The sequence below is a fragment of the Paenibacillus naphthalenovorans genome (genome assembly GCF_900099895.1).
Taxonomy (GTDB): Bacteria; Bacillota; Bacilli; order Paenibacillales; family NBRC-103111; genus Paenibacillus_G; species Paenibacillus_G naphthalenovorans.
In genome coordinates this window covers 244336-269910 of record NZ_FNDY01000003.1, presented here as the reverse complement: position 1 = coordinate 269910, position 25575 = coordinate 244336, and the positions used below count along the sequence as shown (strand labels likewise).

At 50.4% G+C, this 25575-nt stretch carries 23 protein-coding genes and 1 pseudogene; 6 read left to right on the top strand and 18 right to left on the bottom strand.

From position 1 onward, the window contains the following. Positions 1-4 precede the first annotated feature (4 nt). From BLT35_RS05185 to BLT35_RS05175, 3 genes are all read left to right on the top strand, one after another. Positions 5-1066 carry a metallophosphoesterase family protein gene (locus tag BLT35_RS05185; RefSeq protein ID WP_083351192.1) on the top strand — a complete coding sequence of 354 codons (1062 nt, stop codon included), beginning with the start codon at positions 5-7 and terminating at the stop codon, positions 1064-1066. A gap of 64 nt (positions 1067-1130) precedes the next feature. Beyond that, positions 1131-2075, top strand: coding sequence for an NAD-dependent epimerase/dehydratase family protein (locus BLT35_RS05180; protein WP_074727189.1), 945 nt, complete (start codon positions 1131-1133; stop codon positions 2073-2075). Between the two features lie 207 nt (positions 2076-2282). After that, the gene (locus BLT35_RS05175; RefSeq protein ID WP_254777514.1) at positions 2283-3536 is read left to right on the top strand and encodes an ATP-binding protein; all 1254 of its coding nucleotides are present in this window, start codon (positions 2283-2285) and stop codon (positions 3534-3536) included. A 2-nt stretch (positions 3537-3538) separates the two neighbouring features. On the opposite strand, the gene BLT35_RS05170 is transcribed toward BLT35_RS05175, so the two are convergent. Both BLT35_RS05170 and BLT35_RS05165 read right to left on the bottom strand, forming a co-directional pair. Further along, positions 3539-5344, bottom strand: a complete 1806-nt coding sequence (locus BLT35_RS05170; protein WP_074727187.1) for a peptidoglycan D,D-transpeptidase FtsI family protein — start codon at positions 5342-5344, stop codon at positions 3539-3541. A gap of 126 nt (positions 5345-5470) precedes the next feature. After that, positions 5471-7648: a methyl-accepting chemotaxis protein gene (locus tag BLT35_RS05165; protein ID WP_254777513.1), complete on the bottom strand. Its 2178-nt coding sequence runs from the start codon at positions 7646-7648 to the stop codon at positions 5471-5473. A gap of 507 nt (positions 7649-8155) precedes the next feature. Here BLT35_RS05165 and BLT35_RS05160 point away from each other — a divergent pair. Further along, positions 8156-8332: pseudogene (locus tag BLT35_RS05160) on the top strand (transposase); the annotation flags it as partial. A 111-nt stretch (positions 8333-8443) separates the two neighbouring features. Here the strand turns inward: BLT35_RS05160 and BLT35_RS05155 are convergent. The 15 genes from BLT35_RS05155 to cymR all read right to left on the bottom strand — a co-directional run bounded on the left by BLT35_RS05155 (position 8444) and on the right by cymR (position 21888). Then, positions 8444-9727, bottom strand: coding sequence for a peptidase U32 family protein (locus BLT35_RS05155; RefSeq protein WP_062409193.1), 1284 nt, complete (start codon positions 9725-9727; stop codon positions 8444-8446). Between the two features lie 34 nt (positions 9728-9761). Then, positions 9762-10703 carry a peptidase U32 family protein gene (locus BLT35_RS05150; RefSeq protein ID WP_074727186.1) on the bottom strand — a complete coding sequence of 314 codons (942 nt, stop codon included), beginning with the start codon at positions 10701-10703 and terminating at the stop codon, positions 9762-9764. A 27-nt stretch (positions 10704-10730) separates the two neighbouring features. Beyond that, positions 10731-11789, bottom strand: a complete 1059-nt coding sequence (gene mltG, locus BLT35_RS05145; protein WP_082660806.1) for an endolytic transglycosylase MltG — start codon at positions 11787-11789, stop codon at positions 10731-10733. Between the two features lie 117 nt (positions 11790-11906). Then, positions 11907-12206, bottom strand: coding sequence for a DUF1292 domain-containing protein (locus tag BLT35_RS05140; RefSeq protein ID WP_373864973.1), 300 nt, complete (start codon positions 12204-12206; stop codon positions 11907-11909). A 30-nt stretch (positions 12207-12236) separates the two neighbouring features. Beyond that, on the bottom strand, positions 12237-12560 hold the full coding sequence (locus BLT35_RS05135; protein ID WP_054819000.1) for a DUF1292 domain-containing protein: 324 nt from the start codon (positions 12558-12560) through the stop codon (positions 12237-12239). A gap of 6 nt (positions 12561-12566) precedes the next feature. Then, on the bottom strand, positions 12567-12989 hold the full coding sequence (ruvX, locus tag BLT35_RS05130; RefSeq protein ID WP_054819001.1) for a Holliday junction resolvase RuvX: 423 nt from the start codon (positions 12987-12989) through the stop codon (positions 12567-12569). 27 nt (positions 12990-13016) lie between these two features. Further along, positions 13017-13280, bottom strand: coding sequence for an IreB family regulatory phosphoprotein (locus tag BLT35_RS05125; protein ID WP_054819016.1), 264 nt, complete (start codon positions 13278-13280; stop codon positions 13017-13019). 86 nt (positions 13281-13366) lie between these two features. Next, a complete protein-coding gene (gene alaS, locus BLT35_RS05120; RefSeq protein ID WP_074727185.1) occupies positions 13367-15988 on the bottom strand; it encodes an alanine--tRNA ligase in 2622 nt (873 codons plus the stop codon). Between the two features lie 412 nt (positions 15989-16400). Beyond that, complete coding sequence (locus BLT35_RS05115) at positions 16401-16685, bottom strand: hypothetical protein (RefSeq protein WP_054819002.1); 285 nt, start codon at positions 16683-16685, stop codon at positions 16401-16403. Between the two features lie 26 nt (positions 16686-16711). After that, positions 16712-17992: an ArsB/NhaD family transporter gene (locus tag BLT35_RS05110; RefSeq protein WP_062409195.1), complete on the bottom strand. Its 1281-nt coding sequence runs from the start codon at positions 17990-17992 to the stop codon at positions 16712-16714. Positions 17993-18171: 179 nt separating this feature from the next. Then, on the bottom strand, positions 18172-19242 hold the full coding sequence (locus BLT35_RS05105) for an AI-2E family transporter (RefSeq protein WP_062409196.1): 1071 nt from the start codon (positions 19240-19242) through the stop codon (positions 18172-18174). A 241-nt stretch (positions 19243-19483) separates the two neighbouring features. Further along, positions 19484-19681, bottom strand: a complete 198-nt coding sequence (locus BLT35_RS05100) for a YrzR-like zinc ribbon domain (RefSeq protein WP_054819003.1) — start codon at positions 19679-19681, stop codon at positions 19484-19486. 9 nt (positions 19682-19690) lie between these two features. Beyond that, complete coding sequence (locus BLT35_RS05095) at positions 19691-20212, bottom strand: PRC-barrel domain-containing protein (protein WP_054819004.1); 522 nt, start codon at positions 20210-20212, stop codon at positions 19691-19693. 34 nt (positions 20213-20246) lie between these two features. Beyond that, complete coding sequence (locus BLT35_RS05090) at positions 20247-21398, bottom strand: cysteine desulfurase family protein (RefSeq protein WP_074727184.1); 1152 nt, start codon at positions 21396-21398, stop codon at positions 20247-20249. A gap of 67 nt (positions 21399-21465) precedes the next feature. Next, a complete protein-coding gene (cymR, locus tag BLT35_RS05085) occupies positions 21466-21888 on the bottom strand; it encodes a cysteine metabolism transcriptional regulator CymR (RefSeq protein ID WP_054819017.1) in 423 nt (140 codons plus the stop codon). Positions 21889-22175: 287 nt separating this feature from the next. Here cymR and mnmA point away from each other — a divergent pair, with 287 nt between their 5' ends. Continuing rightward, entirely contained in the window at positions 22176-23261 is a 1086-nt protein-coding gene (gene mnmA, locus BLT35_RS05080) for a tRNA 2-thiouridine(34) synthase MnmA (RefSeq protein ID WP_137670132.1), read from the top strand. A gap of 117 nt (positions 23262-23378) precedes the next feature. Here mnmA and BLT35_RS05075 read toward each other — a convergent pair whose 3' ends face one another. Next, positions 23379-24716, bottom strand: a complete 1338-nt coding sequence (locus tag BLT35_RS05075; protein ID WP_302848184.1) for a hemolysin family protein — start codon at positions 24714-24716, stop codon at positions 23379-23381. Positions 24717-25110: 394 nt separating this feature from the next. Between BLT35_RS05075 and BLT35_RS05070 the strand changes: the two genes are divergently transcribed. Continuing rightward, complete coding sequence (locus BLT35_RS05070; RefSeq protein WP_054819006.1) at positions 25111-25548, top strand: SRPBCC family protein; 438 nt, start codon at positions 25111-25113, stop codon at positions 25546-25548. Positions 25549-25575: the final 27 nt, after the last annotated feature.

Genomic DNA, 25575 nt, shown 5'->3' with positions numbered 1-25575 from the left:
GAATATGATGTCCAGAAGACTCTTTGTCAAACAGATGCTGGCCATCCTCACGTTGATGTCAGGGGGCGCCCTGACTGCATCTCAAATATGGAATGGCGCCTCGGATACATACACTGAAACCAAATCCGGAGGAAATCATTCCCAACAGCCCGAGGCTCGGACGGCTTCCTCCGATCTTTCCGTCCCTGTCCTTTCCTTCTTTCTGCTCAGCGATCTGCACATTTCCGCGGCGGATTCCGTCTTCGACGGCAGACTGCATTTGGCGCTGAAAGACATCAGCAAGTTCGAATCGGATGTGGACACGATCGTGCTGGGAGGCGACTTGACAGACTTCGGCAGAGAGTCGGAGTACAAACGTCTGCAATCGATACTCCATGAGTATAAGCTTCCACCGCTGTATGGGAATATGGGCAACCACGATTATTACGATATATGGCTGAACGCCAAAGGAGCTTTCTCTACGGAGACGATGCCCAACGGCAAAACGGACGCCATGTCACGCGAGCGGTTTATGCGGTTTATCGGGTATAAGGACAAACCTTATCATGAGGTATGGATCAAGGGCGTTCATCTCATCATGCTGTCCCAGGAGACTTACGTCCAGGAAACGCCCGAGGTCGGAGAAGGAGCATGGTATTCCGACGAACAGCTGGCTTGGTTTGAAGAAACGATGAAAGCCCACAAAGACGGGAGGCCCGTTTTTGTCTTTATCCATCAACCGCTTCCGGAGCCGGGCACGGACGGCGGTACGCATCGGTTGATTCGCGCCAAGCGATTCCGCGCCATTCTGGAGCCTTACATCAACGTCTTCGTGCTGTCCGGACACAGTCACCGCAACTTTGTCGGAGAAGACCATTACAACCGGCAGAACACCTTTCACTGGTTCAACAATGCCTCGGTAGGCAAAACAAGGCCCGTCCCCGGTCAATCGGGAACGCCGGTACAGGGAATGTACGTACAGGTATACCCGCATGAAGTCGTGATTCGCGGACGGGAATTCAGTACCCGGACTTGGATCGAAGAAGCGCATTGGAAGGTTCCTCTGCTTCCGGGCAAGTCAACCTGAGCAACGTGCGGCGTGATTGGCCTCCATTCACGATATTGTATTTTATACTTTGGAGGAATAGAAAATGAATTTTGTGGTCACCGGAGGCGCGGGTTTTATTGGCTCACATATCGTGGATGCGCTCATCGATTCGGGACATCGGGTGCATGTTGTCGATAATTTAACGACAGGCCGTCGGGAGAACGTGAATCCCAAGGCAATATTTCATCTTATCGACATTACAGGGGATCAGCTCGGAGCTGTTTTTGAGCAAGCCAAACCGGATATGGTCATTCATCACGCGGCGCAAATCGACGTGCAAACTTCCATAGAGCGTCCGCTGCTCGATGCAAAAGTCAATATTCTGGGTACCCTTGCCCTGCTGGAGCAATGCCGCGAGCATAAAGTGCGCAAACTGATCTACGCCTCTTCTGCCGCTGTGTACGGACCTCCGGAGTATCTTGGAACGGATGAACGGCATCCACTCCGCCCGATTTCCTTTTACGGCATTTCCAAGCAAACGCCAGAGCATTACATTGAGATCTTCTCTCATTTATTCGGAATCGATTACACCATATTGCGCTATGCCAATGTATATGGAATTCGTCAGGATCCCAAAGGAGAGGGCGGCGTCGTGTCCGTCTTCGTGGATCAGCTGCTGCAAGGAAAGCAAACCGTTATCTTCGGGGACGGCGAGCAAACCCGTGATTTCATTTATGTCAAAGATATCGTCAGCGCCAACCTGGCGGCCGTTGAACGCGGGAGCAAAGGAATATACAACATCAGCTGGAATAAGCAGACCTCGGTAAATAATCTGCTGAAGCTAATGAGCGAGCTGTGCGGCAAGCCGTTCGCTCCCCGCTACATGCCTCCGCGCGCCGGCGACATCATCCACAGTCGGCTTGACAACACGGCGGCCAAAGAACAGCTTGGGTGGGAGCCCCGTGTCACGCTGCGCAGCGGACTCCGTGAAACGATTGAATACTACAGCCGCCTCTACGGATCGAACTCATCCTGTCCGCCACAATGATTTGTCTCTTGAGCTCTCATCCTTAGGCTTTCCCGTTCTTCCAGCAATAACCTTTTTCAGACCGGTATGCGTTTCGGTTAGAAAAAGGTTTTTTGGCATGATGTAGGAAATTAAAAGATTTTGTCGAATAAGAAAGAATATACGTTTTTTGATTAAACCCTTAAAAGGTGATGTTTTTTGAATCTGATCTGTCAACTTTTGCTTCACATGTTTATTATTATAACACCCGTACTGCTTTACCAGCTTTTTTGGATCGACCGGCTGCAGCGAACAGACGAAAGAAGCAAACGTTGGATCGCAGCCGCTATTTGTGCTTTGGTTGCCGTATTCAGTATGTCGTACCCGTTAGAATGGCATCCGGACTACCGCTACGACTTCCGCATGATTCCGCTGGCAGTCTGCTTTTTTTATGCCGGCCCGGTTCCGGCGCTGGGCGTCTCCGCCGTCATCATGGGGTACGGCTGGCACTTGAACAGCTCCGATCTGCATACGCTTCCGATATTATTAAGCTTTATTCTGATACTGCTGTGGTATTGTCAAAAAAGGCTTGGCGATGCGTCCAATCTGCTCCACCCTGTCAAGGGGGCCTTATTGGGACTTGCGATCTCCCTTATATCGGCCTTTGTCGCCCTGCTAACCCAGTGGCTGCAAGGTGTTCCTGTGGGCAGTCATTTCTTCATCTTTTTTTCTTTATACTGTTTAATATTCACGGTCACTTCGATCCTTGTCGTGTATACCATTCGCCAGATAAAGAAAAACCTTGATCTGCGTAAACGAATACAGCACAACGATCAGATGAACATGCTGAGCGAGCTTGCGGCATCGTTCGCCCATGAAATTCGCAATCCGTTGACCGTTGTTCGCGGTTTTGTGCAGATGATGAGCCAAAGCCATTTGCCCGAAGACAAACGCCAATTTTACAACCAACTGGTTTTGGAAGAAATGGACAAAGCCCAATCCATCATCAACGACTACCTGACATTCGCCAAGCCGCAATTCGATGCAACGCAGCTGTTCGATGCCAAGACGGTTATTGCTGCCGCAGTAGAGTCGCTGCAAGCGTATGCCGAGCTTAAAGGAGTGACCATCGAGACGCATTTGCAGGATCAGCTGATGATCAGCGCCAATACGGATAAATTCATGCAGTGCATCGTTTGCTTGTGCAGGAACGGAATTGATTCGATGCCGGGCGGAGGCAAGCTGCAGCTCGTCGGCGTAGTACAGAATCAAACCGTATGTATCGATATCATCGACCACGGCGTCGGGATGACGGCCGACGAGGTAAGGCGGCTGGGGACGCCATATTATTCTACGCGCGTTAAGGGAACAGGACTCGGCATGATGGTTACTTATCGGACCATTCAGAACATTCAGGGCCGCATAGACGTGACAAGCGAAGTAGGAAAAGGCACCTGTTTTTCCATTCTGATCCCTTCCCTGCACTCATCCGCTTATCACTAGACTTACGGAGCAGCAAGAATGTCCATGACTTCCTTGAACAAAGGAACGGACTTGTTGCCGTATCCTTGCGGCACATTCTGTACCAGAACGGCGACGGCGTAACGGGGCTGATCCACAGGACCATACCCGATGAACCAATGATTTTCTCCCGGCTTCCCGTTCTTCAAGGTCAATTGAGCCGTTCCCGATTTGCCTGCAAGCGGCCATTTGGCCGCCTGCAGCGCCGTACCGGTACCATGGTCTACCACCTCTTTCATCCAAGCGAGCAGCCGCTGTGCCGTATCAGGGCTGATCGGAGCGGCACCTTCCGGTGCAAGCCCTCTTGGAGGGAAAGAGGTATGAAGCCGATCGTTCTGAAACCGGATTTCCTGGACGATGCGCGGCGAGAGTACCTTTCCTTGCGCATATAAGCTTACGACCAGATTGGCCACCTGGAGCGGAGTCACCTGGACGTCCCGCTGCCCGATCGCCGTCTGCACTAAAGCCCCCTCATCTCTTTTATCGGTCGAAAGGTGATACACCTGTCCCTTCTCTTCTCCGTCCCACTGCCTGAAGTCCGCTTGTCCCGGCACCGCTCCCGACCAGCCCACGAGAGTCCCCAACCCGAGCTTTTGCGCATATTGCTCCAGCTTCTCCGCGCCGATACGTTTCGCAACTTCCGCAAAAACGATGTTGCAGGATTGCGCAAAGCCTTCCTCCAGCGTCAAGTGTCCATGTCCCCCCTTTTTCCAGCAGGTGAATCCATACTTTCCAAGCTCTCCGTTGCATTCAAACGTTTCGTCCGGATGCACCGCTTTTTCTTCCAACGCGGCAGCAGCCGTCACTGTTTTGAATATCGAGCCCGGGACGGTTGCTTTTAGTGCTCTATTGCTCCAATGGCCTTCTGTCGGATCGACGTGTCCGGGATGAAACGAAGGACGGCTTGCCATGGCTACCGTATCCGCGTTCCGAATATCCAGCACGACAACCGCTCCTTCCGCAATCCCGAGCCGCTCCATCTGAAATTCAATATGGCTCTGAATGCCTTTGTTCAGTGTCGTAACCATTTTTAGCGGGTAGTAGGGATTGTCGGGCGATATTATTCTCACATCCAAACCGGGTAAAGGCCGCTTCATCCCGTCGGTAAATAAAGAAACCGAGGTAGCTCCGATGCCTTGCAGCCAATAATCAAACGTTTTCTCCAGACCGGCATTCCCGATTTTACTTGTGAGCTGAAGCTCTCCCTTTTGGATTTGGCCCGAAAACTGCTCCATGATCCGCTCCGGATTTTGTCCGATAAAACCGATGACATGACTTGCCGGCTGCTGCTGTGCATATCGCTGCTTGTAGCGCATCACTCGGACATCCGGTAATCCGAGCGCTTCAATCCGCTCTGCCTGGGAATCCGTAAGCGCGACGGGCCGGCCCGATTCGGACCAGATTTCCGGTGATTTTAGCCCGCTTACGAATATTTTCCATTCTTTCCCCGGAATTCCCATCCATTCTGCAATCCGGTTCAGCGACTCCTCCCGCCGTCCTCCCGCACTGCCCTCCTCGCGTACAGGAAACACCGTCAGCACCTTCAACTCTTTACCGGTGAGCGGATCGCCGTTCCGGTCAACGAAATCTCCTCTGCCGCTGTCCAGAACTATTCCGTTTTCTCGCTGAATCACAGAGTTCGCCAGTAAATCGATGCCCCTGCCTGTGAAGCTGCGGGTGGCGACGACTTGAATCCAGAATAATCTGATGTTCCAGACGGCCAAAAGACCGACAATCAGAAGTAAAGCAAGGAACATGCGATGCTTTTTCAGCTCGGTTTCGTCATTCATGCCGGAATCTCCTTTAATGCCTATAATCTAGTAACAGTATGTTCAGTTGTCATGAGCTCCAAACGTTTCTTGACGGCGATGGACGGCAAAAAAAGCCTTCCCCCGCTTACAGGGAAAGGCTTTAGGCTATACCTGGAATTTGGAAAGAGACTCCTTCAACGAATTGGACAGCTCTTCGAGCTTGTCTGACAGCTTCACAAGACTGCTGCTGATGTTCAGCTGTTCCGAGCTTAAGGAAGCAACCTCCTCCGAGGTCGCTGACGATTGCTGCGCCACAGCGCTCACATTCGTCATCGCGTCATTCAATATCATTTGCGAAGATTCCAATTGGCTGATCGATTCCGTCACTTCCGAGAGCCTGTCAATCAACCCGCCCATTTGCGAATCAACCTGCTTGAAGATGGAATCCGCCTCTTTAACGGATTGAATCTGCTCCTGGAATATCGGATAAGCCTGGGAAAGTACGCTTACCGTTTCGTCTATCTCCTTTTGTATCTTCTCGGTAATTTCACCCACAACCGCAATCGATTGACGGGACTGATCCGCGAGCTTGCGGATTTCGTCGGCTACCACCATGAATCCTTTGCCTGCCGCACCCGCTCTGGCCGCCTCGATGGTCGCATTTAAGGACAGGATGTTCGTTTGCTTCGTAATGCTGTTCAGCATTTCCAGAATTTTTCGGATGGAGCTGGTGCTGTCCTTCAGGTTATCTACCTTCTCCACCATTTCCCGGGTCATCGCTTCCGTCGTATTCGTCTTGCCGATCAACTGGGACATATATTCAATCCCTTGTTTACTCGACTTCTGAACTTCCGATGCGGATGAGCCCATAACGATGTTCGCATCCACCACGTTTTTCATTTGCAAGCCGATGTTGTGGGTTAATTCATTCCCCCGCTCCGATTCCGCAGCCAGGCTGGATGCCCCGTTGGCTATTTCCTCCGTTGCGACGGCGATCTCCTTGGCGGAAATGGCCGTCTGCTTCGAAGCCTCGGACAATTCACCGGCGGTATTGAGCACATCCTGCGCAGACTGATTGGTTTGCTGCACGAGTCCGGTGATTTTCTCCATCATTTGATTGAAGCTTTCACCCAGCTGGCCGATTTCATCATTCCGTTTGACCGTCATCCGGACTCTTAAATCTCCCTGCTCTCCCTGTTTCATCAAGTTCCGGAGCATAATGATCGGCCTTCCGATCATTTGGGCGATAAAATAACCGATGATGACTGCAATCACCGCTGCGACAGCGGTCATCAGCCAAGTCATATTGGATATCGTTTTGGCGTCTTTGACCAGCTCGTCCACAGGCATCTCGCCCACGAGCAGCCAATGGTTCTTTTGGGATTTGTAGTACACCAGTTGCATGTTTTTATTGTCGCTGAGCAGCCTGCCCATGTCATTTTCAAACGATTCCTTGGCAACGTCGAGATTGCTGTCATTTCCGATGGTCGTCCGATCTGCATGATAAATCAATTCCATATTCGGACCGGCAATAATCGTTCTTCCGCCTTCGCCCATATTAATGGAGCTTAATTCTTTATCAATGACGTCCAGATTGATCTCCATCAACAAGACCACATGATAATCGTTGGTAACCTTCAACAGCCGTCCCAATGCGAAGCTGGCCGCACCGGGGACTCCGACGTTTTGTGAGAATCCGCCCTGCTTGGTCCCCAGCCAGGAAACGGCTCCGTTGTTGTCCAGGATAGATTTGAACCAGCTTTCTTGTCCCAAGCCCTCGCTTTTAAGGGTGCCTCCTGACCCTGCCAACGGATCTCCGGCGGAATTCATTAATTGTATGGAGGTAATGGCTTTATTCGAATATGAATATACGTTTAGCCTTTCTCCAAGCTTTTGACGAAGCACGAGATATTCATAGCTGTTTTTGTCTAGCTGATTCAACTCCTTCAGCACGTTCCTCAGATCTTCGTCAATTAAAATTTGCATGGATAAATCTTCATATGTATTGTACAGAATATCCAGCTTTTGCCCCGCTTGAACAATCGTCTGTTCGGAGGCTTCGGCCACCTTTCTTTGAATCACGTCTTTGGAAATGAAATAAGAAATGAAACCCACGCTCAAGACGAAAAACCAGATACTCAAAAGAAAAATGATAAACAGCTTTGTTCCAACCGACTTGAACAAGTTATTCAACCTGATCCCCTTTATCGCATCGATGGCACGTGAAGCATTGGGCGCCCCTTGACGGTTACGCCTGTTGGAAAATTTCAAACGAATCTGTGCTGTAAATGCTTTGCCGGCTTTTTGCAGGCTGGCTTTGAGTGAAGACCAGTAGTTCTTCACAGAGACCACCACCTAGATTTGGTATAGTTAGCTGAATGTGTAAAAACACAGCTTATAGGTATTCGACAAGTTTAGCCATAATCCTTTTCTTTTTCCTGCACAATTCAAAAAAATATAGTTCTATCGCCCCAATCCAATAAAAGAGTTTTCCAGCGAATATGACAAAAAACACAGCTGACTTATTATATATCGGGACAAATCAACAAAAAATTTATAGTCTTTTTAGACTACAAATAAAAACCAGCTAATGGTTTGTCAACACTTTTGATTGCTTGACAGATAAATAGTTTGTATACTATTTTCTAAGCATGACAAATAAACCTCCATACAATGGAAGTTTATGGTTGTTTCTACTTATGATTGGTGTTTTATAAAGTGTAGGGTTGCCCTTTTTTTAGCATAGCGTAGACGTGATGTAATAACTTGTTGGCGCAAGCGATCACGGCTACTTTATGGGGCTTGCCCTCACTTTTTTTCTTGCTACGCGTGGTCGGTTCGACGTATGGACGTATGATCGAACCGGAGAGTGTGTTTGGACAAATGAAAAACAACCGGAACTTCCGGCGTTTCCTGCTTCGCAGCTTGCCCAAAGTGAGCCTGGAGGTCGGGTGGCTTTCCCTTGCCCATAATTTATTAAAGTGGGCGGCGATGAACCAAAAAGGTCGAGTAAGAGAGTACGTATAGCCCCTACTCGACCTTTTTTCTGTATGGAAACGAGAAGTTAAGAAAACAGGGCCGTCCCTGCGTAGCTAAAAGCTACTTTTGGGACGGCCCCTTTTATGCCATACCTTCTGTTTATTTGCCTATCTTCTTTCTCATCAGATCCAGCGGTTGAACCGGCCGGTCCACCTTCATTCGAATAAGCTGCAGCGGGTGGCGTGCCGCATCAATCGGTTGACCGTCCTCCGTACGCAGTTCGGGAACGATCTGCTTAAAGAACGTTCCCTTGGGTCCGAAAAACTCCACCTCTTGACCCGGTTTAAAATGGTTGCGCTGCTGTATGAGCGCCGTTTGCGTATTGGCATCGTAATCCGTAACTACGCCAACAAAATCGTACGGTGCAGCCTTGTCCTCCGGCTCAAAGATATGGTCTTCGTGGTCCGGCTCGCCATAGAAGAAGCCTGTGTTCAGCGGCCGGTTAGCCGCTTTTTGGATCTCGTAAAGCCATTCCGGTTTCATCTCGTAATGCTCCGGATCGGCAAAATACGCATCAATCGCCTGTCGATAAGCGTTCACTACCGTTGCCACATAGTGTACGCTCTTCATCCGTCCTTCGATCTTGAAGCTGTCGACGCCCGCACGAATCAGTTCCGGCACATGCTCGATCATACACAAATCCTTGGAGCTCATGGAGAACGGGTTATCTCCTTCCTGGAACAGCGGGATCTCCTTCATGCCGATCTCCTGCTCCACATCCTCTTGAGACGTGAACAAATCGTACTTCCAGCGGCACGACTGACAGCACCCGCCGCGGTTGGAATCCCGGTCGGTAAAATGGTTCGAGAGCACACAGCGGCCCGAGTAGGAGCTGCACATCGCGCCATGCACGAATACCTCGATTTCGATATCCACATGTTTTTTGATCTCCAGGATCTCTTCCATCGTAGCTTCCCTGGCCAATACGACACGGTCCACTCCGTCTTCCTTCCAGAACTGTACGGCCTGACGGTTCATCGTGGACTGCTGCGTGCTTAGATGAATCTCAAGCCGCGGCGCCACGCGTTTGCACGTTTCGATAATGACCGGATCCGCAACGATGATGGCGTGAACCCCGGCATCCTGGATTCCCTTTAAATATTCTTCGAGACCAGGCAAATCCTCGTTATGAGCAAAAATGTTGGTAGCCACAAATACTTTGGCCCCGTACTTTTCGGCAAACTTGACGCCTTCCCGCATCTCTTCGAACGTAAAGTTGTCCGCATTCGAACGAAGACCGTACTGCTGGCCGCCGATATATACCGCATCCGCACCGTAATGGACGGCAAATTTCAACTTCTCCAAGCTGCCCGCCGGCGCCAGCAGCTCCGGCTTCTCGAGCCGGATGCGCTTGCCCAGCAGATCCTGCTGCAATAATGTCATCATTTCCACCTCGCTTTGATTTCTTTTGATCGATTTAATACACTTGCTCTTTAAAGAAAAACCCGTAAGAAAGCTCACGCCGCGGATCATGCAGCGCGCGGATCGCGTCCAGCCACTCTTCATTGAATTCGTAGCGTTCCGGAGCCGCGACATAAGCGTCGATCGCTTGCCGGTAGCTTCGGATCACCGTTTCATTGTACTCGGCGGATTTGAGCAGCCCCTCCACCTTGAAGCTGTCGATTTCGCCCTCCATCAGCTCGTGAAGACTATCCAGCATGCAGATATCATCCGAGCTCATAATGTGCGTACCGTTCTCATCCTCATAAACCGGATAACGTTCGTCCTGGCGTTCCTGTTCGATCAGGAACAGCCCTTCTTCCATTCCCAGCGACAACTTTTGCAGTTCCTCGGGCCTTCCCCGATGCTCTTTATAAATCGTGAGCAGGCTCCGCTTGGAATGATAAATATTCGTCATGCCGTGCACCTGTACCTGCACTTCCATTTCATCGGCCAGCTGCCGCTTGATATCGATCGTCTCCTCCAGGTTCAGTTCGCGGGCCAGCACCATCCGTACGGCGCCCTTACGTCCCCAGTACCGGGCGGTGGCATAATTCGTAGATGTCATCTCCGCGTTCCAATGCAGCGGCATCCCGGGTGCGGCGCTGCGGACAGCCATTAACACAGCCGGATCGCCGAAGACAAGCGCATCGGGCCCGATCTCTTGCAGCTTGCTCAAATAAGCCTCCAAATCGGGAAGCACACCATTATCCATAATATTATTTACCGCGACATACACTTTAGCCCCATGCCCGTGAGCCCAGGGAACAAGCCTGCGAAGCTCCTCCGTTGTCACTTCTCCCGGGAGCCGTATGCCAAACTTGTGCTCGCCGACAACCACGGCGTCCGCTCCGGCTTTAATGTAGCGCTGAGCCTCTTCGGCGGAGCCTGCGGAGATCAAAAGCTCGGGTTTCTTCATCTTCAGCCTCACCTGCTTTATCTAGAATCACGGATTGCCCGTCTTGTTGCTCTCGGCAATATTTTTATTATGCTGCTCGAACGTTTCGGCGAACAAATGCCTCCTGGTCCCGTCCTTCTTGGTCACATAAAACAAATAATTGGTCTCTGCCGGATAAATGGCCGCCTGAATGGAAGCAAGACTCGGGCTTGCAATCGGGCCTGGCGGAAGCCCCTTATTCAAATACGTGTTGTACGGGCTTTCGATAAGCAAATCCTGGAAAAGCAGCCGTTCCCTTTGTTTATCGAATAAATATTGAACCGTGGCGTCAATTTGCAGCGGCATGCCTTGCTTTAGACGGTTATGAATAATTCCGCTGACAATAGGCCGCTCTTCGTCCACCACCACTTCCCTTTCAATCAGCGATGCGATGGTCAGCATCTGATGGAACGTCAAATTTCGCTGCGCCATGACTTCTTTCCAGTCCTGCGGCAGCTGGGCGAGCCGTTTGTCGAGCTCCTGCATCATCGAGGCGATCATCTCATTCGCATCGGCGTCCTTCTTCCATTCATACGTCTCGGGAAACAGATATCCCTCAAGGCGATAACGGATGGATGCATCCTCCGGAATAGACGCTCCAACCGTTCCTTCCGCAGCTTTATAGCTTTGCGCCGCCTGGAGGAAGGCCGTGCTGTCCATTCCGTGTTCCGCCTCCAGCTTCTCGGCGATCTGCCGCAGCGTAAAACCCTCGGGAACGGTAAGCCGCAGTCCCGCTTCCTTGACCGTCTCTCCCCGATTCAGCTGACCGATAATCTCATCCGGCGAGATCCCCGGCGTCATGTCGTATTCTCCCGCCTGGAAGCGTGCGCCCTCCCGCTTATACTTCAGGTACCATGTAAAAATGCGGGCATTGCGCACGATCCCCTTTTGTTCGAGCTCCAGAGCCAGCTGCGCCACTCCGGTTCCCGGAGGGAAAGAAATCCGCTGCGCTTCCGCCGATGGCGGCATGGGCTCCAACGCTTTCACCACATATAAAGCAAGACCGGCTCCGGCCCCGGCCATCAGGAATATAATAATAATCAGTCCCGATAAGACGATACGTTTCATCGACCTTCTTCTCTCCACAATGATGCTATCCCGCCCCTTCTTCAAGCCCGGCAAAACAAACGAAAAAGAGCGGATTATCTCCGCTCCAGGCAACGCATTAGGTAAAAAGTTGTATGCTTACAACTGTTCGTCAGCCGGAAAAGTCCATTCGTCGAAGAGCTCGGAGATATTCTCCCATTCATCGTCGTCTTCGATCGTTTCGAGCTCCAGTTCTCCATCGTCCTTGCGTGATACGCGGTACACTTCCGGCTCGTCATCCTTGCCTGGCTTCGCTTTTTCCAGCATAGCATAGGCCTGACCGTTTACGATCAGCTCGGAGACGATGCGGTAAACAACGGATTCCTGATGCTCGTCATACAAAATAATATCATTTCCGTAGACTTCCCGCAACTGACGTGTAGGTTCGGCTTCCGACATGCGGTTCAAATGAAGGCCTCCTTTCGCAGATTACTTGGACTCTTCCTCATCTTCGTCGAATTCGTCCATCAGCGTATTGAAGGTTTCCTCCACGATATTCCATTCGTCTTCATCTTCAATCGTATACAGCTGCAGGTCGTCGCCGTCTTCTTCATAACGGAACGCATACACTTCGTCGGATTCCTCATCGGCATCGACAGGAACAACCATCATGTACTTATTGTCCGAGCCGTCCACTTCAAATTTCATGATCACTTCAAATTCTTCTTCATTGCCTTCATCATCGGGAATATAAATAATTTCCGGCTCTTCAAGCACTTGTTCCTGATTGGAACCTTGATCCTTCTGGGACACAGTCCATCACCTCTTCGAGTAAGATTGGGAATCCATGAATCCTTGCAAAATGAGTGCAGCAGCCATCTTGTCAACGACCTGTTTCCGTTTCTTGCGGCTGACGTCCGCCTCCAGCAGCGTTCGCTGCGCCGCAGCCGTCGTCAGCCGTTCGTCCCACAAATGCACCGGCATTTGTAGGGTTTCATGCAGTTCTTTAGAAAATGCGATGCAAATTTCCCCACGGGGTCCGATCGTGTTGTTCATATTTTTCGGAAGCCCGACCACAACTTCCGTTACCCCGTACTGCTGAACCAACGCTTTGATACGGTCCATATCCCGCTGTGCCGTCGTTCGGCGGATCACCTCAAGCCCTTGTGCCGTCCAGCCGAGCTCATCACTGACAGCGACACCGATCGTCTTGTCACCGTAATCTAATCCCATGTAACGCATAGCTGCTCCAATCGGCCTGTCTGCACCTTAAGATTTATACTGTTGGAGATAAGAACGAACGAGCTCCTCGATCAGTTCATCTCTCTCCCGCTTGCGGATGATGCTCCTTGCATTGTTGTGACGTGGGATATAGGCCGGATCGCCGGAAAGCAGATAACCGACGATTTGGTTGATCGGGTTGTAGCCTTTTTCCTGAAGCGCGTCAAACACCGTTAAAATGACCTCTTTGGGTGATGTCTCGATCTCTTCCGCCTTGACGTTATATTTCATCGTTTTATCCATTGAACTCATCTGGAAAAGCACCCCCCTGTATTCATCATAACCCACATATTCCACATATTCGCCATTTGCCTAAATATTCCTCTTGACAAACAAAATTATTTTAATTCTAAGAGCTTCTCAACGCTTTGGATCGCTTCCTTCAGCTTCGACGGATCTTTACCGCCGGCTTGAGCCATATCCGGTCTCCCGCCTCCGCTGCCTCCGCAGCGTGCAGCCACTTCTTTAATCAGCTTGCCAGCATGATAGCCTTTGGATACCAAATCCGGCGTAACCGCGGCTGCAAGATTCACCTTGCCGTCTGCCGCAGCTCCAAGCACGATGATGGCTGAGCCCAATTTGCTTTTCATCTGATCCACGATGTTCCGAAGCGTCTCCATATCGCCTGCCGATACTTCCGCAGCAAGAACAGCCACGCCGTTCACCTGCTTCACCCGTTCTGTCAGGGATCCCGCTTCAATACCGCTCAGCTTCGCTTTCAGCGATTCGTTCTCACGGGATATCTCTTTCAGCTGTGCAAGCAATGCGTTGATCCGTTTAGGCACGTCTGCAATGTTGGACTTCAGCAGCCCCGCGGCGTCTCTGAGGAACTGCAGTTGGCCGTCCAAATATTCATAAGCGGCGCGACCCGTCACCGCTTCAATTCGGCGCACGCCCGAACCGATACCGGATTCGCCGACAATCTTGAACAGCCCGATTTGGCTTGTATTTTGAACATGGCAGCCTCCGCACAGCTCAAGGCTGTAACCGCCTACGCGCACCACACGGACGATATCGCCGTATTTTTCACCGAACAAGGCCATGGCTCCCATGGCTTTGGCTTCCGCTATCGGCTTTAAGGAAATGTCGACATCCATGCTTCTCCAGATTTGCGCATTGACGCGCCGCTCAATATCCTGAAGCTCCTCTGCCGAAATGCTGCCAAAATGAGAGAAGTCAAAGCGCAGACGTTCTGGCGCCACGAGAGAACCCGCCTGGTTGACGTGATCGCCGAGCACTTCTTTCAGGGCCTTATGCAGCAGATGCGTCGCCGTGTGATTTTTGATAATATCTTCGCGCACTTCCTGGGTTACGGTCGCCTGCACCTGATCGCCTTTGCGCAGCACGCCCGATTCCACTACGACCGTATGCACATGCTGACCATGCGGAGCCTTGCCGACATCCTCTACTTTGAGCACTGTATCTCCGGCGGTGATATAACCGTGGTCGCTGACCTGCCCCCCGCTTTCGGCATAGAACGGCGTCTTATCAAGGATCACCTGACACGTCTCCCCGGTCCCTACCAAATCGACAAACCGATTCTCATGAACGATCGCCAGCACTTTAGCCGCTGTTACCAGATCAGTATAACCAACAAACTCGCTTTTAACCGTGTAGTCGGCCAAAGGACCTCCCTGTACCTTCATGCTGTCCGCATCTTGACGGGCCGCACGGGCACGGTCGCGCTGCTCCTGCATCGCTTGATCAAAGCCGTCGCGATCGACAGTCATCCCTTGCTCGGAAGCGAAATCCTCGGTCAGGTCAAACGGGAAGCCGTAGGTATCGTACAGTTTGAACGCATCGGGTCCGCTGATTTCGGAACTTCCTGCTTTACGCGCTTTGTCTACCATTTCCGCAAGGATGGCCAATCCGTCGGACAATGTCTCATGGAAGCGCTCCTCTTCGGTCCGGATCACTTTTTCAATGAACTCGCGTTTTTCTACAACTTCCGGGTAATAAACGCCCATGATCTCGCCGACTACCGGCGTGAGCGTGTACAGGAACGGTTTGTCCAGACCAAGCACCTTGCCGTAGCGAACCGCGCGGCGAAGCAAGCGGCGGATGACATAACCGCGGCCCTCGTTGGACGGCAGCACGCCGTCTCCTACGGAGAACACCACCGTGCGAATATGATCGGCAATGACCTTCAGCGCAACGTCGGTTTCTTCATTCTGCTTATAAGTTACGCCCGCCAGCTTGCACGTTTGCTGAATGATCGGCTGGAACAGGTCGGTATCAAAATTGGAATCAACGTCCTGCAAAATGGATGCAAAGCGCTCCAGTCCTGCTCCCGTATCAATGTTCTTGCTCGGAAGCGGCGTATAGCTGCCGTCTTTATTGTGGTTAAACTGGGAGAACACCAGATTCCACACTTCAAGGAAGCGTTCGTTCTCACCGCCAGGCCAGCATTCCGGATCATTCAAATCGCCGTAGTCATCGCCGCGGTCATAGAAGATCTCCGTACAAGGACCGCAAGGGCCTTCGCCGATATCCCAGAAGTTATCCTGCAGCTTGTAGATGCGCTCCTCCGGAAGACCGATTTTTTTGTTCCAAAGCTCGAACGCTTCCGTATCCTCGGGGTAGACGGTGACGGACAGCCGGTCAGGGTCGAAGCCGATCCACTGGGGACTGGTGAGAAACTCCCATGCCCAGGTGATAGCTTCCTCTTTGAAATAATCTCCGATCGAGAAATTCCCGAGCATCTCGAAGAACGTATGGTGACGGCGCGTTTTGCCTACGTTCTCAATATCGTTGGTGCGAATGCATTTTTGCGAGTTGGCGATCCGCGGATTGTCCGGCACGATGCGGCCGTCGAAATAAGGCTTCAACGGAGCCATTCCGGCGTTAATCCACAGCAGCGACGGGTCGTTATGCGGTACAAGCGGCGCACTAGGCTCGATTTTATGTCCTTTGCTTTCAAAAAACTCCAACCACTTGGAGCGGATTTCACTTGCTTTCATGAGATGTTGTTCCTCCATCAACCTTGATTTTAAAACAAAAAAACGCCCCTGATAAACAGGGACGATTTGCTCGCGGTACCACCCTGGTTATTGTGCGGCTTGCAGCTAGGCGGCGTCTGCACAATCTCCTCTGAACGGACGTTAACGGGTCCAACCGGCGGAGTTTATCCGCACTCTGAAATGAGCGTTCGGTCATCCTTCATCAGAAAGGCTTTCACAGCTGGAACGATCGCTCAACGCCTTGCGCAAGAACGGGCCGCTCCAAAGCCTTCTCTCTGGCTAATGGGCCTATGACCTACTGAATTTCTTCGACGCTTTCTTGTATAATCAAATTGACCTATTCAAACCAAAATTATACTGATCCCAAGCAGCGCTGTCAACATCCGCTGCAGCCCAACAAAGCTTCGTTACTTTACTCTGCCCAGGCGACCCAGGTTACCAGCCGATGCTTAAACATATGGATAACAAAATCCACATAGAAATCCTTTCTGACAATCCATTGGTACTCTTCATTATGATGTGCATAAAACAGGACGTCGGTGTAGATATCATTATCATCGAAAAAGGCCCGTATTTGTTTGACGGCTATCTCCACCCCGACGTCGGGCCGGTGCAGCTTCATCCGGAATTCCACATCCGGCCCGTTGATGTGCTCTTCTATCGTCAGCAGCTCTTTATCGTATTCATACTGCAGCATATCTCACCCAGCCTTCCAGGAACGGTTTACATTAAATATCTCACATAGATATATATATTGGCAATCACGACGGTCACCAGCATGAGCGGGAAGGCCACTTTCAGGTAGCCCATGAACGTCATCGGATGTCCTTCCCTCGCTGAAATCCCGGCTACAATCAGGTTGGCGCTGGCCCCGATTATCGTGCCGTTGCCCCCGAGGCAGGCGCCAAGCGCCAGGCTCCACCACAGAGGTTCGACGTTGCCCACTCCCATGGCTCCCATCTCCTGGATCAAGGGAATCATCGTGGCCACAAACGGAATGTTATCCATAAACGACGAAGCCAGTGCACTAAGCCACAGGATCAGAATCGCCGAGCGTGCAGGATCACCGTCTGTAATCCCGACGGCATATTCCGCCAGAGAAGCGATGATTTGCGTTTCGACCAATGCCCCTACGAGTACGAAGAGCCCGATAAAGAAAAAGATGGTTGTCCACTCCACATGATGGAACGCCTCCTCCAGGTAACGTTCACCTGTCAGCAGCAGAAGCAGAAAGGCACCGGCCAGCGCTACAGTGGCGGACTCGATATGAACGATCTGATGAAGAAAGAAACCCAAAATCGTCAGCGCGAGAACCGTCAGGCATTTTTTCAGAAGCACAGGATCCTGGATCTCCGCCTTTTCATCAAGCTCCATGATACTCAAACGAAGTTCTTCGGTCGTTTGGATCGATTTCCTGTACAGCAGTGCGAATATAGGCAGAATGACTGCCATGATGACGATGACGACCGGCGTCAAATGGACAATAAAGGCATTGAAGGTCAGTTCCTTCACAGCGCTGCCGATCATAATATTCGGGGGATCTCCGATCAAGGTAGCCGTACCGCCGATGTTGCTGGCCATAATTTGCGAGATGAAAAAAGGAATCGGGTCCACCTGCAGCCGCCGTGTAATGCTGAGCGTGACGGGAACGATCAGGAGGACCGTAGTGACATTATCCAAAAATGCCGAACAGAACGCCGTAACGGCACCGAGGACAACCAAAATGCGGACCGGATAGCCGCCTGCTTTTTTGGCCGCCCATACCGCCACGTATTTGAACACTCCCGTCTTCGCCGTAATTGCTACAATAATCATCATCCCGATCAAAAGGCCGATCGTATTCAAATCGATATGTTGAAATGCCGTCTCCTGATCCAGAATGCCAAGTCCCACTACGAAAATGGCACCGATCATGGCAACGATGGTACGGTGAATTTTCTCGGAAATGATAAAAGCATAAGAAATTAGAAATAATCCGAGTGCAGTGATCGCTTGCTGACTCATGAAATGTAACCCCTTCCAGAGCTTTGTTTGTAAGACGTATATTACTTAAAAACGAAAAAAAGCCCCACGCTATGAGCTCCTTCTCTGTACGCCAGCTATGTATCGACGTTGAGCCGTTATCATGGAACATTATACGCCTAACCTCACTTTCTGACAAGAATGAAACCGCCTAAAAAGGGTTAGACGGTTTTGCGATGAATGAAGTACAGAAATACGTGCTGAAGAATCACCTTCATCACCGCGAAGAACGGAACAGCCAGGATCAACCCTGCAATCCCTGCAACTTCTCCGCCCACCAGCAGTGCGAAAATAATGAACAGCGGATGCATGTTGAGAGAGCGGCCAACGACTTGCGGCGAAATGACATTGCCCTCGAGGATTTGACAGATCGTATTTACCAGGATGACCAGCAGCAGCATTTTCCATGATATCGTGGATGCCACGATTAGCGCCGGGGCTGCGCCCAGAAACGGCCCCAAATAAGGGATAATATTAAACACCGCAACCACGCATGCCAGCAGCAATGCATAAGGGAGTCCAATCAACCAGTAACCGATATACGCCAGAAGTCCGACGATCATGCATACGGTAAATTGTCCGCGGATGTAATTTCCCAGCGCCGTATCAATGTCCACCAGCATCGAAACAATTTCTTTGCGATGGGCTTTAGGGACGATCGCCAGTGTCGTTTTCTCAATGAGCTGCAGATCTTTTAAAATATAGAAGGCCACAAACGGAATGATTAAAACAAGAAACATCGTATTGATGGTGCTCCCGATCCCGCCCAAATAACCGGCGATCGCAAGCGAAATGCTGTTTTCCAGCTTGGCCAGCGACTGATTGATGCCCTCCCGCACACTGTCCGGCAAAAATTTAAGACCGTTGAAATTGTCCACGACACTTTGTGCTTTAAACGCCACATCCGGCATATGCTGGTTCAGCTCGGCAAGCTGTTTGACCAGCATAGGAATGACATTCATCAGCACTACCGTAGCGGAAATGATAAACACCGCATAGATCGTAAGCACAGCGACCGTACGCGGTACCTTGCGGGCCCCAAGCAGCGAAACCACAGGATTGAGCACATACGAAATAATCAATGCAATGATAAACGGCGTCAGGATTTCGCGCAAAAATAAATAAATGCCCACGATGATCGGACGAAGCTGAAGCAGCATGAACAATATGGCAAGCCCGAGCAGCGTATAGATCATCCCGATGAACACCCGATGCTTCGGAAACTGTTCCATAGACTCCTCCACCACCTTGTAAGCTTAACAGGGTAAAACCACCCTTTACAGTATATGTACAAGCTGACGGTCTTAACCCTGTTCTGCCATTTCCCGCGAAAATTAGCATAGTTGAGCTTCCGGCGAATACAATACATAAAAAGCAGCCTACGGACAAGACAAAAACACCGTTCCCCCAAGAAACCTAAGGCTTCCCGGCAACGGTGTTCATCGGATGGGTCCGGCGACCCCAACGACTTTGTTAATTGGCATGTACTTGCGCTATTTCTTCCTCAAAGAACAAATCGTCCAAGGAGCTCAAAGTCCCGTCCTCTTCCACTTGAAAGACAGACATTTTCTCTCCGTTCACGGTTAATTCGATAAAGCAGCCCCAGCAGTAAAACTGGTGCGAACCGATTTTTCCAATATCCTTGGAATTGCAATTTGGACAACGTAGCATACAATCACCCTATTCTTCTTTTGGTACGAAGATTTCCTCCAACGTATCGCTTGCTTGTACGGGAACAATTAAAGCATCCTTACCGATCTTAACCGAATCCGGCATAGGCAGCCATCTGCGCCCTTCCTTTAAATCAGAAATGAAACCTTCGGTCAATTCATAACCTATTACCTTTATACCCACAACCGGTTCCAAATAAACATCTTCTACCATTCCAAGCTGCTGTCCGTTTACGGTAATGACCGGAAGGCCCTTGAGTTTGGAATCGCCGAATAGCAAGGTCCGAAAAACTTTGTCGGCCTCAATGGAACGAACCGCTTCTTCCGACCTGATGGTGACGGCATCGTCGCCAAGCGCAACGACGTCTGCCGAAGCAATACAAGTCATGTCGGAAAACCAATGCCTGGCCTCCAAAAGTAGCGCCTCCACCTGCCATCCCTCATCCATAAGGAGATCCTTCGTATGGCCTACCTGCTTACCAGTTTCAACGCAAATGATCGGCAAACCGATGACATCCCGCGCTTTCTTCACAAGGTTTGCCTCCTTGAGATTTTTAAACATTTGCTTAACGAATAGTACGCAAACGGCTGACAATGGTTTCAAGGATACCCGCAACTTCTGCAATTTGCTGCTCAGTGTTGTCGGCGCCGAAGCTGAAACGAATGGCCGATGCCGTCACTGCCTCCGGAAGCTTCATCGCTTTTAGCACGTGGGAGACTTCCAATGAACCCGAGGTGCAGGCCGACCCGCTTGCCGCAGCCACGCCCGCCAAATCGAGATTCATCAGCATCGTTTCCGTTGAAATCCCCGGGAAGCTGACATTCAAAATATGCGGGAGCACCTCCGTCGGATGGCCATTGATAACAAAAGCATCGGCAGCCAGACGCCTTTCTAACTCCTTCACCATTCCTTGACGTAGTTTTTCCATCTTTTGTTTCAATTCATACCTGTTTTTTTGCATGATTTCTACAGCCTTCGCGAAGCCGACGATGCCTGCCGTATTCTCCGTTCCCGCCCGGCGCTTGCGTTCTTGCGAACCGCCATACAAAAGCGGCGAAATCTTAGTTGTTTTTGATATATATAAAGCACCAATCCCTTTGGGACCGTTCAGCTTGTGCGCGGAAAAACTCATGAGATCGACCGGCAGTCGGCTCAGATCCATCGGAATATGCGCCAATGCTTGAACGGCATCGACATGAAAGCATATCCCCCGTTCTCTTGCCAGGCGCCCGATCGCTTCAACAGGCTGCAGTGTCCCGGTTTCGTTGTTGCCATACATGACGCTGATCAAGATGGTATCCGGACGGATGGCTTCTTCTACATCCGCTAAGGAAACCTGACCGAAACGGTCAACCGGGAGGTAGGTGACCTCATAGCCAAGCTGCTCCAGCCGCTCACAAGCATGAAGAACCGCGTGATGCTCTATGCTTGTCGTAATGATATGCTTGCCGCGGGACCGGTACGCTTCTGCCGCACCGAACAATGCCATGTTGTCGCTCTCTGTCCCGCTTCCGGTGAACACCAGTTCGGAAGGAGAGCAGCCAACGAATGCGGCAATGCGATCCCTTGCCGCATTCAGCGCCGTACGCGCCTGCCGTCCTGCCGCGTGCGTGCTGGAGGCATTGCCGTACATTTCAGATAGATAGGGAATCATCGCCTCCACGACTTCCGGATGTACGGGTGTCGTAGCGGCGTGATCCAAATAAATGAACTTCAAAGCGTTTCACCACATCTGTCTAGTAGGATTTAGGAATGAACCTGATCGGAGGAAAAATCTGCTGAGGCTAAATATAAAACATGTAGCTGTCGTTCTGGCTGCCTTCTTCCTTGTAGGAGATCAGATCGGCGAGCGTGGTGGAATCAAGCACATGTGCAATACCGTCGCGGATTCTAATCCATAAGTTTCGCTTTGCAGGATCGTCCTCTTCTGTGAAATCAACCGGACTGATCGGTCCTTCCAGCACCCGGATGATATCTCCGGAAGAGATTTCCTCCGGCGATTTGGATAATATATATCCTCCATAAGCCCCGCGAATGCTCTTGACCAGCCCCGCATTCCTAAGCGGTGCGATCAATTGCTCCAAATAATGCTCGGAAAGCTGGTGCTTCTCCGCGATGCTTTTTAAAGAGGTAGGGCCTTCTCCGAACTTCGTGGCCAACTCCATCATGATTGTAAGCCCGTAGCGGCCTTTAGTGGATATCTTCAAATCGAGCACCTCGTTTATGACATCAGAAAGTATAGATTTGATCTGGTTGATCAGCTTTCTGTCGTTGTGTACCAATCCAAACTGCCTCTATTAACAGTCTGGCATCTTTGAAATAAATGCAATAAAACAATTTTCAGTTAAATAAGCATTTTGCATCGATTCTATCGTAACATAAAACCATGTATTATGGGAGAAAAACCGTGACATATTAATGAAAAATTTTATTCTTTTTGCAATTCGATGTATAATACAAGAATGCCAGTCAAGGAAAGTGGGGTATGAGACATATGACGAAAAAAGCACGCGTCGTCCTCGGCATGTCCGGAGGCGTCGATTCTTCGGTTTCGGCGCTCCTTCTTAAGGAACAAGGCTATGAGGTTATCGGCGTTTTCATGAAAAATTGGGACGATACGGACGAATTCGGCCACTGTACCGCAGAGGACGATGCGGAAGATGTAAGGCGCGTTTGCGACCAAATCGGTATTCCCTATTATACGGTAAATTTTGAAAAACAATACATGGATAAGGTATTCACATACTTTTTGGACGAATATCGCAAAGGCCGCACCCCGAATCCGGACGTCATGTGCAACCGGGAAATCAAATTCGGGGAATTTTTGAACAAAGCGCTGGAGCTCGGCGCAGATTATATCGCAACCGGGCATTATGCCCGTGTGGAGCACCGGGACGGAGCGTACAGGCTGCTTCGCGGGTTGGATTCGAACAAGGATCAAACCTATTTTCTCCATGCTTTGGATCAATACCAGCTTTCCAAGGCAATGTTTCCGATCGGCCATCTGCCGAAGCCTGAAGTACGCGCGATCGCAGAGAAGGCCGGATTGGCTACGGCCAAGAAAAAGGACAGCACCGGGGTATGCTTCATCGGCGAACGCAACTTCAAGGCGTTTCTCAGCAGCTATCTTCCGGCCAAGCCCGGCGAGATGAGAACGCTCGAAGGCGAGATCAAAGGCCGTCATGACGGCCTCATGTACTACACGATGGGCCAGCGTCAAGGACTCGGCATCGGAGGCTCGGGCAGCGGAGAACCATGGTTTGTCGCCGGCAAAGACCTTGAGAACAACATTTTATATGTCGTTCAAGGAGAAAAACACCCTGCCCTCTATTCAACGGGTCTCCAGGCTACCGATTTGACCTGGATCAAGGGAGAGGCGCCGAAGGAACCGCTTCGCTGTACAGCGAAATTCCGCTATCGGCAGCCGGATCAGGACGTCACCGTTCATTTCGGTGAAGGCGGCGCCTGCGAGGTCGTGTTCGACCAGCCGCAAAAGGCCATCACACCGGGCCAGGCGGTCGTCTTCTACGACGGTGACGAGTGTCTGGGCGGCGCAACCATCGATAAAATCATACAATAATCTGTAAAAGAAAAATTCCTTTTAACGCTCTCTTGAACACTTAAAAATGCTGTAACGTCAACAAAGAAGTTATGTTCGCCTTCATGAACATAACTTCTTTGTTTATCCGCCTCGGGCTCATCCTTCATGTGCGGACGGATCGGGGCCGACATCCGATGCCTTTCGTTTCACCAATATTCTCGAAATCCGCAAATGGTCGATTTCATCTATAATAAAATCGTATTCATCATTCCAAGTCAGCTGCTGATGCTTCTGCGGGGGCATCTCCACCTGAGAGTAAATCCATCCGCCGATCGTATCATAGTCATCCGTTTCGATCCGGATTCCAAAGTAGCTGTTCACCTCCTCGAGGAGCATACGCCCGTCGATGGAACAGGTTGCTGCATCCCTCCACTCCATCTTTGGCCGCTCCTCGTCAAATTCATCCTGGACCTCCCCGACGATTTCTTCGATAATATCCTCAAAGGTGACAAGACCGGATGTTCCTCCATATTCATCGATCAACAGGACCATCTGCGTCTTTTTCTTCTGCATTAATTTAAGCAATGCGCTGATTTGCATCGATTCGGGCACTTTGATTATTTCTCTTATGATCACCTGCATATCTTCCGCGGTCTCCGGCAATTTCAACAAGTCTTTAATATGTACGAAACCGATAATATTATCTTTATCCGGGTCGCATACCGGATAGCGCGTATGCATTTCGTTGATAGCGATCATTTTATTTTCTTCATAAGTTCGATTTGCATATAGACATATCATTTCCGTCCGGGGAATCATGATTTCTCTTGCATTCGTCTCCGAGAAATCGAAAATATTGTCCACCAGCGTCAATTCCGTGCTATCAATAAATCCGCTCCGGTTGCTCTCCTTCATCATAACGCGAATCTCCTCTTCCGTATGAGCCGACGGGCGCTCCGCATGAGGTTCGATTCCGGCCAGACGAAGCAGCGCATGGGAGAACCCATTGATAAACCAGATGAACGGGTACATCAGCTTGTAAAAGCCTGCCAAGGGAATCGAAGCATAGAGCGTCACCTGCTCGGACCTGCGGATAGCATACGATTTGGGCAACTGCTCTCCAAGGGCGATATGCAGTACGGTGATGAGTGTGAACGCGGCGACGAAGGCTATCGTCTGTACAACGGCATCCGGCAGCTGCAGCGGCCCCAAAGCCAGTACCAGCCATTTTGCGACAACAAATCCCCCTACCCATCCGAGCCCGAGTGAGGTCAACGTAATGCCCAGCTGGCAAGCGGTTAAATAGGCGTCGAGGTTTCCCATGACGGACTTCGACCATCGGGCCCTCTCCGGGCCTTTCTCCGCCAACGTTTCGATCCGGCTCCGGGACGTCTTTACCATCGCAAATTCGGCAGCAACGAAAAAACCGTTCAGACACAACAGCAACAGAACAAAACTAACGTTTAAAATCAACGTCAACGGATCGCTACTCAATGGCTTTTACCTACCCACCCGCTTCAGGCGAACAGGCGCACCTCCCTTGGATTTACAATTGCTTCAAACCGCTCGACGGCTTTCGCCAGAATCATATTTCACAAATACATTAATACACTATACAATCCACCGTCAGACTAGAACGAAAAATCGCCATAGCTTATTCCATCGGACGAGCTGGTGCCGGAACAAAAAAACGTCCGGCAGTGGAGTTTATTAAATGACAACCGACCGGCCGACAGTAAATCCTCTTACTGGATCTTCATAGATGTGACACATCTTTTATGGGACAGTACTACTTATGTACCTGTGTACAATAGCAATCGAAAAGAAAACTAGCTGCCACTTACATGCTAATATAAGTGTAGTAAATTGTTCATAAGGAGGTTAAACTATGGGAACAGGTAATCCAGTAACGATAACAGTAGAAACGATCGTTCATTGTCCCGTCGAAAGCGTATGGAAATATTGGACGGAACCGAAGCATATCATGCAATGGAATAAGGCTTCCGATGACTGGCACACCCCTTACGCCGAGAATGATCTAAAGGTCGGCGGTAAATTCGTCTCAAGAATGGAAGCCAAAGACGGCAGCTTTGGATTTGATTTCGGCGGAGTATACGACGAGGTGAGCATTAACGAGAGCATCTCCTATACGATCGCCGACGGCAGGAAAGTGAAGGTCGCATTTATTCGCCAAGACAACGACACGCAAATCATCGAATTGTTCGAGGCGGAAGAGACCAACGCCATCGAGATGCAACAAGCCGGATGGCAGGCGATTTTAGACAATTTCAAAAAATATGTGGAAACTGCAAAAAAAGAAGATTAAAAAACTTTTGCGAGTTTGGTTGTTTAA